This window comes from Polynucleobacter aenigmaticus (genome assembly GCF_002206635.1).
Lineage (GTDB): Bacteria > Pseudomonadota > Gammaproteobacteria > Burkholderiales > Burkholderiaceae > Polynucleobacter > Polynucleobacter aenigmaticus.
In genome coordinates this window covers 14,452-31,444 of sequence record NZ_NGUO01000004.1, presented here as the reverse complement: position 1 = coordinate 31,444, position 16,993 = coordinate 14,452, and the positions used below count along the sequence as shown (strand labels likewise).

Below are 16,993 nucleotides of genomic sequence, written 5' to 3'. Positions count from 1 at the left end.
GAAGGAGTACAAGTTGGAAGAAATTAGTGCCCTATTCGGCGGCTTTGCCGTTGCAATGACACCCTTTAACCTGCTATTGATGCTGGTTGGTGTCACTCTTGGTGTGATCATTGGTGTATTGCCAGGTCTAGGTGGCGCTAACGGAATTGCGATTCTGTTGCCATTGACCTTCACAATGCCGCCAACCTCCGCGATCATCATGCTCTCCTGTATTTACTGGGGTGCATTATTCGGCGGGGCGATTACATCTGTACTCTTTAATATTCCAGGCGAACCTTGGTCTGTTGCGACAACCTTTGATGGTTATCCAATGGCTCGTAATGGTAAAGCTGGTGAAGCATTGACTGCAGCGTTCACATCATCTTTTGTTGGTGCGTTCTTTGCGATTGTGATGATTACCTTCTTGGCTCCATTGGTTGCGAAGTTTGCTTTGCAATTTGGACCGCCAGAGTTCTTCTCGGTCTACCTGCTGACCTTCTGTAGTTTTGTGGGTATGAATAAGGGCTCTCCATTTAAAACAATTTCTGCGATGATGTTGGGCTTTGCGCTGGCAACGGTTGGTATGGATACGGTTACTGGGCAATTGCGCTTGACTTATGGCAGCCATGAACTGATGCGCGGCTTTGATTTCTTGATCGCAGTGATTGGTTTGTTTGGTATTGGTGAAATTCTGCTCTCAATGGAAGAGGGCTTGGCTTTCCATGGTGCTGCTGCGAAGATTCGTCGTCAGGTCGTTCTCGAGACTTGGGCAAAATTACCTAAGTACTGGGCCACTTCATTACGTAGTTGCTTGATTGGTTGCTGGATGGGCATTACCCCAGGCGGCGCTACACCAGCTTCATTCATGTCTTATGGTGTTGCTAAACGCGTATCTAAGAATAGCGAAAACTTCGGTAAAGGCGAGATGGAGGGTATTATTGCTCCAGAAACAGCGGCTCATGCTGCTGGTACCGCTGCCTTACTGCCTATGTTGTCTTTAGGTATTCCAGGATCACCAACAGCTGCTGTATTGCTTGGTGGCTTGTTGATCTGGGGCTTGCAACCAGGACCATTACTCTTCGTTGAGAAGCCAGATTTCGTTTGGGGCTTGATCGCTAGTATGTATCTAGGTAACTTGGCAGGCTTGTTTGTTGTATTAACATGCGTTCCATTGTTTGCCTCCATCTTGAGAATTCCGTTCTCAATCATTGCCCCCGTCATTATTGTGATTTGTGCGGTAGGTGCATATACGGTCCATAACGCTTCATTTGACGTTTGGTTGATGATGGGCTTTGGTGTGGTTGGATACGTCTTCAAGAAACTGGACTACCCAATGGCCCCGATGGTCTTGGCCTTGGTCTTAGGCGATCGAGCGGAAGACTCTTTCCGTCAGTCCATGCTGATATCTCAAGGTAGCGTAGATGTGTTCTTCTCAAACTACTTAGTAGCTGCTATTACTACTCTGGCTTTGGTATTGCTCTTCTGGCCACTCGTTGGTAAGTTGATAGGCAAGAAGAAAGTTGCTGCTGCATAAGCTTGAGGTTTCATGTACGGCATAGAAGGGGGCGCAAGCCCCCTTTTTTTTCTTGCTCAAATCGGGAAAACGCTCGGTCGTCAAAATTCCGATAGAATCAGTGAGCCATGAATTTCCGTAAAAACCGCCTCATTCACTGGATTGCTGCTCTAGCAATCGCAATAAGTGCGCTTGCGCCGGCAGTTTCTCAAGCGGTATCGCTGGCAAAGCATGGCCAAGGTTTTGCCATGGAGATCTGCTCAGTTGATGGTAGTAAGGCGCAAATTCAGGTGCAGGGTGATGAGCAGGCGAACGAGTCGAAATCCACACAACCTTGCCCATACTGCGTTGCCCATAGCAGCATTACCCCATCATTCAATACCAGCCTCACATTTCAAGCACCGCAAACACTTGCTTTGCTGCCTCAGCTTTTCTATCAATCACCCAAGCCACTTGCTGTTTGGGTAACACCCCCTTCAGCAGCACCTCCTATACAAGCCTAATTCTTTTTAGGACATAGCCTAGCTATGTATTGGCAATACGTTGCCGTATTAGTGTGTGGAGAAGTAGATGTTATTCAAGCAAAAGAAAATTAGCGCATGCATTGGTATGATATTTGGGTCACTATTAATTGGCGTTAGTGCACAAGCTCAAATTGCGCCACCACCTGATTACGATCAGAAGTTAAAAAGCGTGACAGTGAGTGCAACGCGTTCTGGAACGCCCTTGGATGAGATCCCTCTAAACACAACCATTTTGACTAAAGAAGTGTTGGAGTCATCCCCAGATCAAACCATTGATCAGGTTTTGAAGAACGTCCCTGGCGTTATTTTGAATGACACCCCTTACTATCAAAAAGACCCAACTGGGCAAAGCATCAACGTGCGTGGTCTAGGCAATGCTCGAACCTTGGTATTGATTGATGGTCTTCCTGCAAACGATGCCTTTTATGGCACGGTGCAGTGGAATCTAGTTCCCATGTCCTCGATTGATTCTGTTGAATTTATACGCGGTGGAGTATCTAGTTTGTGGGGCAACTATGGCATGGGCGGTGTGATTAATATCAAAACTAAAACCCCCAGCAATAGTCAGGAAGAAGTCTCTGCCAGCATCGGTGCATTTGGCACTGGAAATATTGCTGCATCTAAAGATCTGATTGCTTCGGACGCCCTTCAACTTCGTTTGTCTGCTGATTATTTTAGTACCGATGGGTATCAAAATATTGCTACGATTTCTCCTGCTCCAGCAAACAATATTAAAAATGGGCAAGGTGATGCTAGCTCGCACAACTCAAATATGAGACTGCAAGGCTATTTTAAAGCTAGCCCAGAAACCAATGGATTTTTTCGTGTCGGTTATCACACCATGTCAGATTTATCTTCTGGGTATGCATTTGCGACCAACATAACCCAGGAAACTGACGTTGCCGGTGGCGCTACAACAAGGCTGAGTGATAAGGCTAAGGTAGACGTCAATTTCTTTTATGAAAAGACTGGGTTTAATAAGCAAAATGGTTCAACTACATCAGCTACGGGGTCAAATCCAAAAAATTATCCATACATCAATGCTAATTACAAAGACCCATATAGTACCGTTGGTGCCTCTGCTCAATATACCGAGGAGGTTCGTGGCTTAATTGACCAGTATGTTGTAGCCGTAGATGCTAGAAATGTTGCAGGTTCCAATCAAACAAATAACTTAAATACTAATGGCGCAGTAGCCGCCGTTAATTATGGGCAAGGTCAGCAAACTTTTTATGGTCTGATGGGCCAACTTAAATCAAAGGCCGAATCTTTCCCTCTAGAAACTACACTTGCTGCACGAATTGATCAGTGGAATAGTCAAACCCCGACAAGTTATAACGCTGGGGCTAATGGGGCAAACCCTGCTTACCAAAATATCCCCAACCAAAGCAAGACTCAATTGAGCCCAACACTAGGACTGTTATATAAACTTTCAAAAGACTGGGATTTAAGATCTGCGGCGTATCAAGCCTTTCATGCGCCGGGCATGAACAACACATTACGATCATATGGTTCTTCAAGTGGTTATAGTTTTGCCAATGCAAACCTGACACCGGAAACTATGACTGGTTATGAGGTAGGCACAGACTATCGCTGGAAAGGTGGCTTTGCCCAGTTAACCGCTTTTAATAACTATATCCAGAATGCAGTTGCTAGCTATAGCCTTTCTTCTAGGAGTGCTAGCGATATCGCATTGGCACAAAGTTTATGCGGTGCAACAGGAAATCCTCTCGCTGGTACGGGGAATGTAGGTATTTGTAATTCGAAAAGTATTAGTTACTATACCAATAACCAGAATTTACTCAGTCAGGGCATTGAATTTCAATTCCATCACGACATTAATTCTCAATGGGCTACTGATGCAAATTACGCCTTCACAAGTACTAAATTAACAATGAGCGCTACTAGCGATCCAACTAACAAGCAACTTGGTGGTGTTCCGCAGAATATTCTAGGAGGAGGGCTGACATACTACCCTGTTCCAAAAGCGAGCTTAACTGCAACAGTGCGTTACGTTGGTAGCTCTTGGATGAATACCTCTAACACCCTACCGGTTGCTGCTTATGCGGTAGTAGGCTTGCGCGCTAACTATGAGGTCACTCCTAATGCTACAGTTTATGCATCAGCAGTAAACTTGTTTAATCGTCAATATATTACCTTCGGCACTGGTTCTAGTGCATCTAGTTATACAAACGGTATGCCTCAAGCTATTTCCGTGGGTACACGCATCATCTTCTAATGACTAGCATATATAAACTCTCCTATCGCCAAGCCTTAATCAAGGCGCTCTTTATGAGTCTCTTAGGTTTTTTTAGCAATGTATGGGCTCAAATGGATCATTCATCTCATTCTGTGGTGGGTGCACCTGTGAAGCCGTCGGTCGCATGTCAGGGCTCAGGCTTAGATTGCTCCAATGCTGCCACTCCATTCTTAACGGGGAGTGGGAAATTGTTGCTCGCTTGGACGGGGGGTGGAGTAGTTTCGGTGGCGCAATCTGATGATTTAGGAAAAACCTTTTCTACGGCTGTAAAAATTGCAGAGCACGGTAAGTCGCTAGATGCTGGAAGTGATGCCCGCCCTCAAATTGTTTCTGATTCCCAGGGGAAAGTTTTTTTGGCCTATGCCTTTTTTAAGGATTCCAACTGGAATGCACAAATCAATACGGCTCGTTCAGTTGATGGAGGCGCTACTTTTACTACTCCAGAATCACTCATCCAAGATAGTTCTAGTCAGCGCTTTCCCTCTGTCTTAATCAGGCCAGATGGATCCATCTTTATAGCTTGGATTGATAAACGCTTAGTTGCGGCGGCCAAACGGGGTAGTGTAAAAAAATTAGGAGGTTCAATTGCCTATTCATTTTCTAGTGATCAAGGCCGAACCTTTCGGGGTGAGCGTATTGCTAATGAGAGCAGTTGTGAGTGCTGTCGTATAGGAGCTGCTCTGGATGCAGCATATGACCCTGTGATTATCTATAGGGCCATCTTCCCAGGTGGCATACGGGATCATGCTACGCAGATTATTACTTCTAGAGGGGCTGAACCTATTAGACGGGTTTCTGATGACCAGTGGAAGACGGATGCCTGTCCGCATCATGGTCCCTCAATTGCTGTTTCTAGTTCGGGAAAAATTCATGTAGCTTGGTTTACTCAGGGTGAAACCCGTTCTGGTGTTTTTTATGCAAACTCAAGCAATCAGGGGCGTAGTTATGCGAAGCCCACCAGGATTGGTGCTGATGGCGCCAATGTATCTAGACCGTATCTTTTGGCTGTAGGGAATACGGTCTACCTAGTATGGAAAGAATTTAATGGCAAGTCTTCCACTGTGTACTTTAAACAATCCATGGATGATGGCGGCACTTGGTCAGCACCTCAGGCTATATCTGAAACATCTGGCTACTCTGATCACCCTTTATTAATTAGTCAGGGTAATGCAGTTTTTCTGTCTTGGTTAACACGCGTTGATGGCTATCAATTCATTAAAATAGGTTCACCGAAATGAAAAGAATCGTATTAGCAATAGCCATTTTTATGACGGTATGTCATTTAGCATATGCCGATCCAATGAATCTGAAGCCATATCAACAAGGCGACTGGTCTTCAATTATCCAATCTGCGAATGGTGATCCAATAGCCATTCACTTCTGGGGGGTGACGTGCCCTGCCTGTGTAAAAGAAATGCCGCAGTGGGGAACGTTCGTAGAGAAGAATAAAAACTTGAAGATTATTTTTATTCAGGTTGATGATGTTTCGCCAGAGATGATCAAGAAGATGCTCTCTAAAGCAAAGCTTGATAACGCTAATAATTATTATGTAAGCAGCCCATTTGACGAGCGCTTACGTTATGAGATTGATCCCAAATGGCGCGGGGAAACTCCCATCACTATTTTGGTGAATAGAAAAGGTCAGACGAATAGAAAAACGGGCCCCATAAACTTTTCTCAGCTACAGATATGGTTTCGGTCGTAGGCTCTAACCCCTTATTTCAATAACAATTTATGAAACAAATTAACAGATGCATCTAAAGGGGGTAACGCCATGATATTGAGATTACTAAAATCACTATTTATTTCTTCGCTTGCTGTAATGTCCTTGTCAGCTATCTCAGGACCGAACGATCCTTTATTCATCAATCTTTCAACTGATGACTTGAATCGTTCTACGATGGCAATTAATTTTGGCAAGCACCATTCAGCCAGCGGTCACCCACTAACCATTTTCCTGAATGACAAGGCGGTGATGCTAGGCGTCAAGACGGGAGCCTCAAAGCATGCCGAACAGCAACAAGCCTTATCTGAAGTAATTTCTGCTGGAGCCCTAGTTATTATGTGCCCTATGTGCTTAAAGCAGGCGGGTTATACGGAGTCCGATCTCATATCCGGAGTCAAGTTAGGTGGTCCAAAAATTACCGGAGAGGCCTTATTTAAAGATGGCACAAAGACCATGAGCTGGTAGTGCAGTAAAGGTATAAAAGTCTGGCTGATGTAAAGAAATTGCTCTTTCAGCCCTAACAGGTGGAACTTTTTTATTGATTGGAGTGTGGATGGGGATCATCTTTACGGCTATTGAAATTTTGGCATTAACGATGCCCTATATGTCTGCAGACGAGATGCATTAGATTACGAGAAGATTACGATTGTCGGTAACTAGTTGTTATTTTGGAGAAGTTGGGGTGGCAAGGCTCAGTCCCATGAATTTAATACGATTTGGACCAAGCTGGTTCGCAGTGAGTCAACAGGTCGAGATTTGGTTTCAAGGACTTCCGCCAAAGAAGTGCCGATCGGATTTTTTATCGACGTGAATGAGCAGCAACAATTTGAAAAAACTCGAGAGATATCTTGGGATTTAAAGTTAACTAGGAGGATGTGCAAATGAAAAGTAATACTCTATTAAAAGCGTTATTAGTTTCAGTAGTAGGTTTTGGTGTGGCTGGTTTGGCGCAGGCACAAAATGCCAAAGTAGGCCCCTTGCAAATTGAGAATGCCTACACTCGTGCAACCGTTCCCGGCCAAATGGCTGCGGGTGGTTTTATGAAAGTGGAAAACAAGGGCGTAGTAGATTTATTGGTATCAGCAAGCTCTCCAGCTGCTGGTGAAGTGCAACTGCATGAGATGGCAATGGAAGGTAATGTCATGAAAATGCGTCAAGTTAAAGATATTCCAGTTCCTGCCGGTGGTGCTGTTGAATTAAAACCAGGCGGCATGCATTTGATGTTCATGAACATTAAGGCGCCTTTAGTTGCCGGTGAAACCATTCCCGTCAAACTCAAGTTTGCTAAAGCGGGTGAGGTTGAAGTGAAGTTTCCAGTCAATGCGATGGGCGCTCAAGGTGGCGCGATGAAGCGCTAAGTCGTACTTGAACTGCAAATAGTCTTCGGTAGTAAAAAAGCCCCTAGGTCAGCTCAATCTGCACTTAGGGGCTTTGCTTTTATTACTTACTGCTCTTACTCTAAGTTCAGATCCGTTACCGCGCCTTTACTTGCGCTACTTGCCAGATAAGCGTACTTAGCCAATAAGCCACGGGTGTAGCGTGGCTTAGGTTGTACCCAAGCAGCACGACGTTTAGCAATTTCTTCATCGCTCACATTGAGTTGAATGAGAAGTTTATGCGCATCAATCGTGACGGAGTCACCTTCATGAATGAGGGCAATCACACCGCCAACGAATGCCTCAGGAGCCACGTGACCAACCACCATTCCCCAGGTGCCGCCAGAGAAGCGTCCATCAGTAATCAGGCCTACTGTCTCGCCTAAACCCTGACCCACTAGGGCGGAGGTAGGGGCAAGCATCTCACGCATACCAGGACCGCCTTTAGGGCCCTCATAACGAATGACCATGACGTCGCCGTCTTTGATCTTTTGCGCCATGATGGCAGCCATTGCATCATCCTCAGAATCAAATACACGGGCAGGGCCAGTAATAGATGGGTTCTTGAGGCCGGTAATCTTGGCAACGCAACCCTCAGGAGAGATATTGCCTTTAAGAATGGCTAAGTGACCTTGCTTGTACAGTGGGTTATCTAGAGTGCGGATGACATTCTGATCGGCGCGCGGTACCGATGGAACATCTTTCAATGTTTCAGCAATGGTTTTGCCGGTGATGGTCATGCAATCGCCATGCAAGAGTCCGCCATCGAGCAAAATCTTCATGACTTGCGGAATGCCGCCAGCTTGATGCAGGTCAGTCGCTAAATATTGGCCAGAGGGTTTCATATCCACCATGACAGGAACGCGCTTACGAATACGCTCAAAATCATCAATTGTCCAATCAATCTCAGCAGCGCTGGTAATCGCTAGGTAATGGAGTACAGCATTCGTGGAGCCGCCAACTGCCATGATGACACTCACCGCGTTCTCAATGGATTTTTTAGTGATGATGTCGCGTGGACGTAAATTGTTCTTGATGGCCTCAACCAAAACTATGGCTGATTCATGCGCGCTGGTGACTTTCTCGGCATCTTCATTGGCCATGGTGGAAGAGTAGGGCAGGCTCATGCCAAGCGCCTCAAACGAGGAGCTCATGGTATTGGCGGTATACATGCCGCCACAGGAGCCACTGCCTGGACAAGCGTGTTGCTCTACACCTTTAAGGTCCACTTCAGTCATGCGTCCCGAGGTAAATTCACCAACGGCTTCAAAAGCAGAAACAATATTCAGATCCTTACCTTTGTAGCGGCCTGGCTTAATGGTTCCACCATAAACATAAATGCTGGGTACATTGGTACGGGCCATCGCCATCATGCCGCCTGGCATGTTTTTATCGCAACCGCCGATGACGACTACACCGTCTTGCCATAAACCGTTAACGCAAGTTTCAATACTGTCAGCAATCACTTCGCGGGAGATGAGGGAGTATTTCATGCCCTCGGTACCCATGCCGATGCCATCTGAAACTGTAGGCGTACCAAACATTTGCGCTTTTGCACCGGCTTCTTCTAGGGCTGTTACTGCTGCATCGGCTAACTTTTGTAAGCCGCTGTTGCAAGGGGTAATCGTGGAGTGACCATTTGCCACGCCAACCATTGGCTTGACGAAATCCTTCTCTTCGTAGCCCATCGCGTAATACATTGAGCGATTGGGAGCGCGAGCAACTCCTTCGGTGACATTGCGCGAGCGTTCATTGAGGCGTTTCATGCTGATATTGACTCCAGAAAAGAATTTGTCGAAAAGCTCTATTGTGCCGTGAGACAACAGGGAATGCAGGGGTTTATGCCACCTTTTCTGTAATTCACTGATGCAGCGCAACAAACAGATTTTTCTATTGTATTTGCTGATTGACTTCTATTATTAGCTTGAGAGCTAATATCCTTCTAAAACTAGCTGCAGTACATTGCTTTATCTATTACCTTTTTCTTTTATATTCAATGACTAAAGTTGGCCACATCTATCTAATTGACGACGACGAGTCGATGCGCACCTCTTTGTGCAGGATGTTGAAAGATGTTGGCTATATCGTCGAGGATTTTTCCTCTGCAGCGACATTTTTGGAGCATTCTCTGCCAGTAGCGCCGGCAGTGATCCTATTGGATATGCAGATGCCGGATATGTCGGGGCTGGATTTGCAAGAAAAATTGCTGCAATTCGGTCGTAAAACTCCAATTGTGTTTGTGAGCGGGCAGAGTCATCCCCATCAGATTGTGAAAAGCCTGAAACAGGGCGCCGTAGATTTCCTCTTTAAACCCTTCAATTTGGAGGATTTACTCAAGGCTGTGGCCGATGCTCTGGAGTTTGATAGGCGCCAACTCAAGCGCCTTTCGAAGGAAGTGGAGACTAAGAAGGACTATGCCTCCTTAACGCCTAGAGAGAAGGAAGTTTGTTATTGGCTGGTCACGGGATTGCTAAATAAAGACATTGCCATCAAGTTGGGTACGACTGACGCTACGATTAAGGTGCATAAAGCGAGAATCATGGATAAGATGAATGTGGAATCAGTTCAAGCATTAGTTGTAAAGTACCTTGAATCTAACCTTGAAAATATTCAAAATAACTAGCTGTTGGGCTAATTCCACTCTTAGTACATAGGTACTAAGATGGGTCATATTTTTGAAACATCAATCACATAAAGTGCTTTTGTGAATACAAATTCTAAGCTTCCCATTATTTTTAAAGAAGCCTTTGCTAGGGCTCGAGAAAAGCGTGGCCTCAGCACGAAAGACCTCGGCGGAATGGCATGTTTATCTCATCGCCAAATAGAGCAAATTGAGAATGGTGAGTCTAGCTCTTTCTACGGCGCCCAGAATAAATTGACGGCTGCTAAAAAAGTGGCAAAAATTTTGGAATTAAGTGATGGGGATGCCTTTGAGTTGGTAGTGACTCCATTAAAAACATCTGCAACAAAAGAAGTGCCAGCAGTAAACGAATCGGTGGAGGAGACCTCGGTACTGGAATTAGCTATTGAAGAGGCAAAAGAGAATCCGGTCAAAAATATAGCGTCTAAAAAAGTTACATCAAAAAAAGCTCCCTTTCCCGGAGGTTCGACAAGTTCAAGGCCCGCTTCATCAAAGAAGTTATTCCTTTGGTTGAGTGTGCTTGCCGCATTGGTGTTCGCGGTAATTAACTTACGCCCACTATTTTTCGCAGATAAGCCAGAAGAAATCGTTGTTGTAAAAGAAGAAATTATTGAACCAACCCCTGCCCCGGTAGACACCCCTGCGGAACCAGCCCCTGCAGTCGCTTCAGTCGCGGCGGCGGTTATCCCAGTGGCTGTAGCAGATTCTTCTGGTGCTTGCCCTGTTGAGGAGGGCATTATTAGTTACAAGCCAGAGGCGCCTCGTAAGGCAGCGGATATAGTTTATGTGCAGGCTAAATCCAAGCAGATTGTTTGTGTGATTGATGCTTCCGGTAAGATCCAAAATAAACTGCTTGAGCCTGGAGTGGGGGCATCCTTTTATGGAAAGCCACCGTTCAAAGTGCTGACTGCTGGCTTGAATCAGGTGGATGTATTTTTCCAGGGCGCAAAAGTGCGCCCATCAAATCCCAATTCCAAAACACTAATTTTAGAAGCTTCTGAGGTATTCACTCCGCCCGCAGATCGGACGGATTCTCAGTTACGCTAACTCCGAGGGAGCTAGCGTTATCTGGTAGTGGTTTTTACACCGCTGAGTCGTTAGTTTCGCCAGTGCGAATACGAATAGCTTGTTCAATCGGGCTAACAAAAATCTTGCCATCACCAATCTTGCCCGTACGAGCGGCTTTGGTAATTGCCTCTATTGCCGCTTCAACGCGGTCATCAGCAACAACAACCTCTACTTTTACTTTTGGCAAAAAGTCGACTACATACTCGGCACCACGGTATAGCTCGGTATGACCTTTTTGGCGACCAAAACCTTTTACTTCCGTAACGGTAAGACCAGCAACGCCTACTTCTGCTAAGGCTTCACGAACTTCGTCAAGTTTGAACGGTTTAATAATGGATGTAATTAGCTTCATATATTCCCCTTAATACGGTAATCATACCTAGAAGTGAAGGCAAATACCCGGTTACGCTCTAAATTGAGAGGTAATAGGGTAGCGCCAGTCGCGCCCAAAGGCTCGCGTGGTCACGCGCACGCCAGGAGGTGCTTGGCGACGTTTGTACTCATTGAGTTTAATTAGCCGGGTGACTTTTTCAACGCTCTCAGGATCAAACCCAGCAGCAATCATTTGTGCGATGGATTGGTTTTGCTCCATATAACGCTCCACAATGCCATCCAATACTTCATAGGATGGCAAGCTATCTTGATCAGTCTGATCGGGGCGTAATTCAGCGGAAGGCGCACGTGTCAGAATTCGCTCCGGAATAATGGGGGCGAGGCTATTACGGTAAGCGCACAAGCGATAGACCAAGGTCTTTGCAATATCTTTAATGACGGCAAAGCCACCAGCCATATCCCCATACAAGGTGCAGTAGCCCACAGCCATTTCACTCTTATTTCCGGTAGTTAGGACGAGTCGGCCAGTTTTGTTAGACAGTGCCATTAAGAGGGTGCCACGCACCCTAGCTTGAATATTTTCTTCGGTAGCGTCCAGCTCAAAGCCCTTAAATTGCTCGGCTAGGGCATGCTCTAAAGCATCAACGGGTTCACTGATCGGGATTTCATCATATTGAACGTTTAGATTCTTCGCCATTTCTCGGGCGTCAATCCAAGAGATATCGGCGGTATAGCGAGAGGCCATCATGACGGTACGCACTTTATCAGCGCCTAAGGCATCTACTGCGATCGCCAGCACCAATGCAGAGTCAACACCTCCAGAGAGGCCAATAATGACCCCAGGAAAGCGATTCTTTTGAACGTAGTCCCGCACACCTAAAACGAGCGCCTGATAGGCCTGAGCTTCCACGCTGACAGGTGGAGTTATCAACCCTTGATCTAAATCACCAGATGCATTGATGTTTACAAAGCCAAGGCCAGCTTTGAACTGGGGCATCGCCATGACTACTTCACCTACATTATTTAGGGCAAAGGATCCGCCATCAAATACCAACTCATCTTGCCCGCCAACGGCGTTGACGTAGACCAAAGGCATTTTGGTGATCGCAATATGCTTACGTAGAACTTCAATGCGCAAGGTTTCTTTTTGGAGGTGATAAGGCGAAGCATTGAGCGCCAACAGAATTTGAGCGCCAGCCGCATGAGCTTTTTTTGCAGGGCCTGCGTGCCACGCATCTTCGCAAAGAATCAGCCCGTATCGGATGCCGGCACTTTCAAAGACGCAAGATTCATTGCCTGGTGTGAAATAACGTACCTCATCAAATACTTCATGATTAGGCAATTCTTGTTTGGCATATCCAGCGAGGACCTTGCCATCTCGAATAACCGAGGCATAGTTATGCAATCCGGCGCTCGTCTTTTTCGGGTGACCAACGATGACAGTGAGTCCCGGAAATTTCTGGAGCTCGAGTATTAAACAACTGAGCTCGCGTTCTGCAGCCTCAATAAAAGCAGGGCGCAAGAGTAAGTCTTCTGGGGGGTAGCCGGTGAGCGAGAGCTCTGGCGTGAGAACAAGGGTGGCGCCTTGTGCATAAGCATCTGCGGCGGCTTGAGAAATGAGCTGCGCGTTGCCAGGCAAATCACCCAGAAGAGGGTTGATTTGCGCTAAGGCGATTTTTTGCGAGCTCACTCCGGATAACAAAATGAATATGAATTAACTTTGATGCGCTTTGTTGTAGGCCTCAATACCTTCAAGAATTTCTTTATGCGCATCAGCAACACCACCCCAACCTTGGACTTTTACCCACTTGCCTGGCTCGAGATCTTTGTAGTGCTCGAAGAAGTGTTGGATTTGATTCAAACGCAATGGGTTAATGTCTTCTGGTTTTTGCCAGTGAGTGTAGATAGGCAAAATCTTATCTTCAGGAACAGCTAATAGCTTGGCATCTTGCCCGCCTTCATCTTCCATCATCAACACCCCAATTGCACGGCAACTGACAACTACGCCAGGAATTAATGGGAATGGAGTAATTACAAGAACGTCAACAGGGTCACCATCTCCAGCAATGGTTTTATTGATGTAACCATAGTTACATGGGTAATGCATTGCAGTGCCCATAAAGCGGTCAACAAAAATGGCGCCACTTTCCTTGTCCACTTCATATTTGATTGGATCTGCATTCATTGGGATTTCAATGATGACATTAAAGCTTTCAGGGATTTTTTTACCTGGTTTGACGTTGTCGAGACTCATACATACTCCGGAAGATGATTGGTAAATACCCTGATCTTATAAGGGAACTGGGGTAGTAATTCTGCTACATACTAATAAAACTTATAGGCTGTAGTTTATCGCTTTCAGAAGTGGGCTGGCATAGGTGTTAGATAAAAACAATTTAGATCTAATTTTTAAGGGGTTCAAGCATGAGTAATGTCACATTAGGCTTGTATTTTTCTCTGGCGTGCGGTGTTCTGGCCGTGATTTATGGTTTTGTGATGCGCGGATGGATACTGAAGCAAAGTACCGGCAATGCGAAGATGCAAGAGATTGCCGAGGCGATTCAGCAGGGCGCCGCCGCTTATTTATCACGCCAATATAAGACGATTGCCATTGTTGGCGTAGTCCTCACTATCTTGATAGCCCTATTTTTAGATTTTGCGACAGCTATGGGCTTTGTCATTGGTTCGGTACTTTCAGGGGCCTGCGGCTTTATTGGCATGAATGTTTCGGTACGGGCCAATGTACGAACTGCACAAGCCGCTACCAAGGGGATGAATGAAGCCCTCAATGTGGCATTTAAAGGTGGCGCTATTACGGGTATGTTGGTAGTAGGTCTTGGCTTACTTGGTGTTGGCCTATTCTTTATGTTCCTGGTATCGGTTGGCGCGGGGAAAGACCTCTCATCAGTTTTGCATCCCTTGATCGGGTTAGCATTCGGCTCCTCTTTGATTTCAATCTTCGCGCGATTAGGCGGTGGAATCTTCACTAAAGGTGCTGACGTTGGTGCGGACTTAGTTGGAAAGGTGGAGGCAGGTATTCCGGAGGATGATCCACGTAATCCAGCAGTGATTGCTGATAACGTTGGCGATAACGTTGGCGACTGTGCTGGTATGGCGGCTGACTTATTTGAAACTTATGCAGTGACACTTATTGCAACGATGGTTTTAGGTGCGTTGATGGTGTCTGCTGCGCCAGTGGCTGCGATTGTCTACCCGCTTGTGCTGGGTGGGGTTTCGATCATTGCCTCGATAGTTGGCTGTTCATTTGTTAAGGCAACACCAGGTATGAGGAATGTCATGCCTGCGCTGTACAAAGGGTTGATTGTGGCCGGAGGCATTTCTTTAGTTGCGTTCTATTTTGTGACTAATTTCATCATGCCTGACGATGCTCTGGGCATTCCAGGCAGTCAGTGGCGCTTGTTTGGATCTACTGTAGTTGGTTTAGTGCTGACTGCTGGCCTAGTGTGGATCACAGAGTACTACACGGGCACTCAATTTAAACCAGTGCAACACATTGCTGAGGCTTCTACCAAAGGTCATGGCACTAACATCATTGCAGGCTTAGGCATTTCAATGAAGTCGACTGCCTATCCCGTACTGTTTGTGTGCGCTGCGATATACGCGGCTTATTGGCTGGCTGGTATTTATGGTATCGCGATTGCTGCTACCGCAATGCTGTCAATGGCTGGAATTGTGGTGGCACTCGATGCCTACGGCCCTATTACCGATAATGCTGGTGGTATTGCAGAGATGGCTGGCTTACCCCAATCGGTGCGTGATATTACGGATCCACTAGATGCAGTTGGTAACACCACTAAAGCAGTCACTAAGGGCTATGCAATTGGTTCAGCAGGTTTGGCTGCCTTGGTATTGTTTGCTGATTACACCCACGCCCTAGAAGCCATTGGCCAACAAGTATCGTTTGATCTGTCAAACCATATGGTGATCATCGGCCTGTTTATTGGCGGCATGATTCCGTATTTGTTTGGCGCGATGGCAATGGAAGCGGTTGGACGTTGTGCTGGTGCAGTGGTTGAAGAGGTTCGCCGTCAGTTCCGCGACATTCCGGGAATTATGGAAGGCACTGCAAAACCCGAGTACGGCAAGGCAGTAGATATGCTGACTTCAGCTGCAATTAAGGAAATGATTGTCCCTTCACTTTTACCGGTAGTAGCACCTATCGCAGTAGGTCTCTTGCTAGGGCCTGCCGCTTTGGGTGGCTTGCTGATGGGCACGATTGTGACTGGTTTGTTTGTTGCTATTTCTATGTGTACTGGTGGCGGTGCTTGGGATAACGCCAAGAAATATATTGAAGAGGGTAATTTCGGCGGCAAAGGGTCTGAGGCGCACAAAGCTGCTGTTACTGGTGACACTGTAGGTGATCCCTATAAAGATACAGCCGGCCCTGCAGTGAACCCACTCATCAAAATCATTAACATCGTGGCGCTGTTGATTGTGCCGCTATTGCCGGTGGTGAGTCGCTAGTAACTAAAAATTAAATATAGACAAATAAAAATGCCTAGCACTGCTAGGCATTTTTATTAATCTCTTGGCTAAATTGGTACTAAGCTAAAGTCTCCAAATAACGCTGGGCATCTAATGCAGCCATACAGCCTGTACCGGCGCTAGTGATGGCTTGACGGTAAATATGGTCCTGCACATCGCCCGCTGCAAATACGCCTGGGATATTGGTTGCAGTGGCATTACCTTCTAAACCAGAGTGAGTCTTAAGGTAGCCATTGTTCATGTCTAGTTGACCAATAAATAGCTCGGTATTGGGTTTGTGGCCAATCGCGATAAAGGCACCAGTTACGGCAAGATCTTCAGTGCTGCCATCTTCCTTTTTAATGCGAACTCCAGTAACACCTTTTTCGTCGCCGAGTACTTCGTCGAGTGTGGCATTTAATTTGAGCTCTACTTTGCCTTCTGCAACTTTGGCCATAAGCCGATCATTCAGAATGGGCTCTGCACGGAATTTATCTCGGCGATGAATTACGGTCACTTTTTTTGCAATGCCTGTGAGGTAGAGTGCCTCTTCAACAGCAGTATTGCCACCACCAACTACGCAGACATCTTGATTACGGTAGAAGAAGCCATCGCAAGTCGCGCATCCAGAAACACCGCGACCCATGAATGCTTCTTCACTAGGTAGGCCAATGTACTGTGCAGAAGCGCCAGTGGAAATAATTAAGGCATCACAAGTGTAGGTGCCAGAGTCGCCAACTAGACGAATGGGTTTTTCTGTTAAGGCGGCAGTATGAATGTGATCAAAAATGATGTTGGTATTAAAGCGCTCAGCGTGCTTTAAAAAGCGATCCATCAGTTCTGGTCCTTGAACGCCATCGGGGTCGGCAGGCCAGTTTTCTACATCAGTAGTAGTCATTAATTGACCGCCTTGCGCTAGGCCAGTAATGAGAGTTGGGCTCAAGTTGGCGCGCGCTGCATATACGGCAGCTGTGTAGCCGGCAGGGCCTGAACCGAGAATGAGGACTTTGGAGTGTTTTGGAGTATTTGTAGTCATACCCAAATTATAGGATTGCTTGTTTACAATCGGTAGAACATGGCTAGAACCG

Annotated in this window: 15 protein-coding genes; 10 read left to right on the top strand and 5 right to left on the bottom strand. The window is 46.3% G+C overall.

From position 1 onward, the window contains the following. The first annotated feature begins 13 nt into the window (after positions 1 to 13). The 7 genes from CBI30_RS02750 (at position 14) to CBI30_RS02720 (ending at position 7,360) form a co-directional block, all read left to right on the top strand. The gene (locus CBI30_RS02750; protein WP_088526805.1) at positions 14 to 1,513 is read left to right on the top strand and encodes a tripartite tricarboxylate transporter permease; all 1,500 of its coding nucleotides are present in this window, start codon (positions 14 to 16) and stop codon (positions 1,511 to 1,513) included. Between the two features lie 107 nt (positions 1,514 to 1,620). After that, positions 1,621 to 1,995 (top strand): DUF2946 family protein, encoded by a 375-nt coding sequence (locus CBI30_RS02745; protein WP_088526804.1) that lies wholly within the window; start codon positions 1,621 to 1,623, stop codon positions 1,993 to 1,995. Positions 1,996 to 2,062: 67 nt separating this feature from the next. Next, a complete protein-coding gene (locus tag CBI30_RS02740; RefSeq protein WP_088526803.1) occupies positions 2,063 to 4,255 on the top strand; it encodes a TonB-dependent receptor in 2,193 nt (730 codons plus the stop codon). A 53-nt stretch (positions 4,256 to 4,308) separates the two neighbouring features. Next, the gene (locus tag CBI30_RS02735; RefSeq protein ID WP_088526802.1) at positions 4,309 to 5,514 is read left to right on the top strand and encodes a sialidase family protein; all 1,206 of its coding nucleotides are present in this window, start codon (positions 4,309 to 4,311) and stop codon (positions 5,512 to 5,514) included. Then, positions 5,511 to 5,981, top strand: a complete 471-nt coding sequence (locus CBI30_RS02730; RefSeq protein ID WP_088526801.1) for a TlpA family protein disulfide reductase — start codon at positions 5,511 to 5,513, stop codon at positions 5,979 to 5,981. The genes CBI30_RS02735 and CBI30_RS02730 overlap by 4 nt, the downstream gene beginning before the upstream one ends. Positions 5,982 to 6,098: 117 nt before the next feature. Beyond that, complete coding sequence (locus tag CBI30_RS02725) at positions 6,099 to 6,467, top strand: DsrE family protein (RefSeq protein ID WP_206075539.1); 369 nt, start codon at positions 6,099 to 6,101, stop codon at positions 6,465 to 6,467. 416 nt (positions 6,468 to 6,883) lie between these two features. Further along, positions 6,884 to 7,360, top strand: a complete 477-nt coding sequence (locus CBI30_RS02720; protein ID WP_088526799.1) for a copper chaperone PCu(A)C — start codon at positions 6,884 to 6,886, stop codon at positions 7,358 to 7,360. Between the two features lie 95 nt (positions 7,361 to 7,455). On the opposite strand, the gene ilvD is transcribed toward CBI30_RS02720, so the two are convergent. Continuing rightward, entirely contained in the window at positions 7,456 to 9,144 is a 1,689-nt protein-coding gene (gene ilvD, locus CBI30_RS02715; protein ID WP_088526798.1) for a dihydroxy-acid dehydratase, read from the bottom strand. Positions 9,145 to 9,374: 230 nt separating this feature from the next. Between ilvD and CBI30_RS02710 the strand changes: the two genes are divergently transcribed. Then, entirely contained in the window at positions 9,375 to 10,001 is a 627-nt protein-coding gene (locus tag CBI30_RS02710; RefSeq protein ID WP_088526797.1) for a response regulator transcription factor, read from the top strand. Between the two features lie 81 nt (positions 10,002 to 10,082). Next, positions 10,083 to 11,066 carry a helix-turn-helix transcriptional regulator gene (locus tag CBI30_RS02705; protein ID WP_088526796.1) on the top strand — a complete coding sequence of 328 codons (984 nt, stop codon included), beginning with the start codon at positions 10,083 to 10,085 and terminating at the stop codon, positions 11,064 to 11,066. Positions 11,067 to 11,100: 34 nt separating this feature from the next. On the opposite strand, the gene glnK is transcribed toward CBI30_RS02705, so the two are convergent. The 3 genes from glnK to ppa are packed head-to-tail and all read right to left on the bottom strand — an operon-like array spanning position 11,101 to position 13,674. Next, positions 11,101 to 11,439: a P-II family nitrogen regulator gene (gene glnK / locus CBI30_RS02700; protein ID WP_088526795.1), complete on the bottom strand. Its 339-nt coding sequence runs from the start codon at positions 11,437 to 11,439 to the stop codon at positions 11,101 to 11,103. Between the two features lie 51 nt (positions 11,440 to 11,490). Further along, positions 11,491 to 13,110 (bottom strand): NAD+ synthase, encoded by a 1,620-nt coding sequence (locus CBI30_RS02695; RefSeq protein ID WP_088526967.1) that lies wholly within the window; start codon positions 13,108 to 13,110, stop codon positions 11,491 to 11,493. A 24-nt stretch (positions 13,111 to 13,134) separates the two neighbouring features. Continuing rightward, a complete protein-coding gene (gene ppa, locus CBI30_RS02690) occupies positions 13,135 to 13,674 on the bottom strand; it encodes an inorganic diphosphatase (protein ID WP_088526794.1) in 540 nt (179 codons plus the stop codon). Between the two features lie 170 nt (positions 13,675 to 13,844). Here ppa and CBI30_RS02685 point away from each other — a divergent pair, with 170 nt between their 5' ends. Then, positions 13,845 to 15,905 (top strand): sodium-translocating pyrophosphatase, encoded by a 2,061-nt coding sequence (locus CBI30_RS02685; RefSeq protein ID WP_088526793.1) that lies wholly within the window; start codon positions 13,845 to 13,847, stop codon positions 15,903 to 15,905. Positions 15,906 to 15,984: 79 nt separating this feature from the next. On the opposite strand, the gene trxB is transcribed toward CBI30_RS02685, so the two are convergent. After that, positions 15,985 to 16,941, bottom strand: a complete 957-nt coding sequence (gene trxB, locus CBI30_RS02680; RefSeq protein WP_088526792.1) for a thioredoxin-disulfide reductase — start codon at positions 16,939 to 16,941, stop codon at positions 15,985 to 15,987. Between the last annotated feature and the right edge of the window lie 52 nt (positions 16,942 to 16,993).

Excerpts from the sequence above, each read along its gene's own strand:
- CBI30_RS02710 (WP_088526797.1), top strand. The coding sequence starts at position 9,375 with ATGACTAAAGTTGGCCACATCTATCTAATTGACGACGACGAGTCGATG.
- ilvD (WP_088526798.1), bottom strand. The coding sequence starts at position 9,144 with ATGAAACGCCTCAATGAACGCTCGCGCAATGTCACCGAAGGAGTTGCT.
- CBI30_RS02725 (WP_206075539.1), top strand. The coding sequence starts at position 6,099 with ATGTCCTTGTCAGCTATCTCAGGACCGAACGATCCTTTATTCATCAAT.
- glnK (WP_088526795.1), bottom strand. The coding sequence starts at position 11,439 with ATGAAGCTAATTACATCCATTATTAAACCGTTCAAACTTGACGAAGTT.
- ppa (WP_088526794.1), bottom strand. The coding sequence starts at position 13,674 with ATGAGTCTCGACAACGTCAAACCAGGTAAAAAAATCCCTGAAAGCTTT.
- CBI30_RS02685 (WP_088526793.1), top strand. The coding sequence starts at position 13,845 with ATGAGTAATGTCACATTAGGCTTGTATTTTTCTCTGGCGTGCGGTGTT.
- trxB (WP_088526792.1), bottom strand. The coding sequence starts at position 16,941 with ATGACTACAAATACTCCAAAACACTCCAAAGTCCTCATTCTCGGTTCA.
- CBI30_RS02720 (WP_088526799.1), top strand. The coding sequence starts at position 6,884 with ATGAAAAGTAATACTCTATTAAAAGCGTTATTAGTTTCAGTAGTAGGT.
- CBI30_RS02745 (WP_088526804.1), top strand. The coding sequence starts at position 1,621 with ATGAATTTCCGTAAAAACCGCCTCATTCACTGGATTGCTGCTCTAGCA.
- CBI30_RS02735 (WP_088526802.1), top strand. The coding sequence starts at position 4,309 with ATGAGTCTCTTAGGTTTTTTTAGCAATGTATGGGCTCAAATGGATCAT.
- CBI30_RS02740 (WP_088526803.1), top strand. The coding sequence starts at position 2,063 with ATGTTATTCAAGCAAAAGAAAATTAGCGCATGCATTGGTATGATATTT.
- CBI30_RS02730 (WP_088526801.1), top strand. The coding sequence starts at position 5,511 with ATGAAAAGAATCGTATTAGCAATAGCCATTTTTATGACGGTATGTCAT.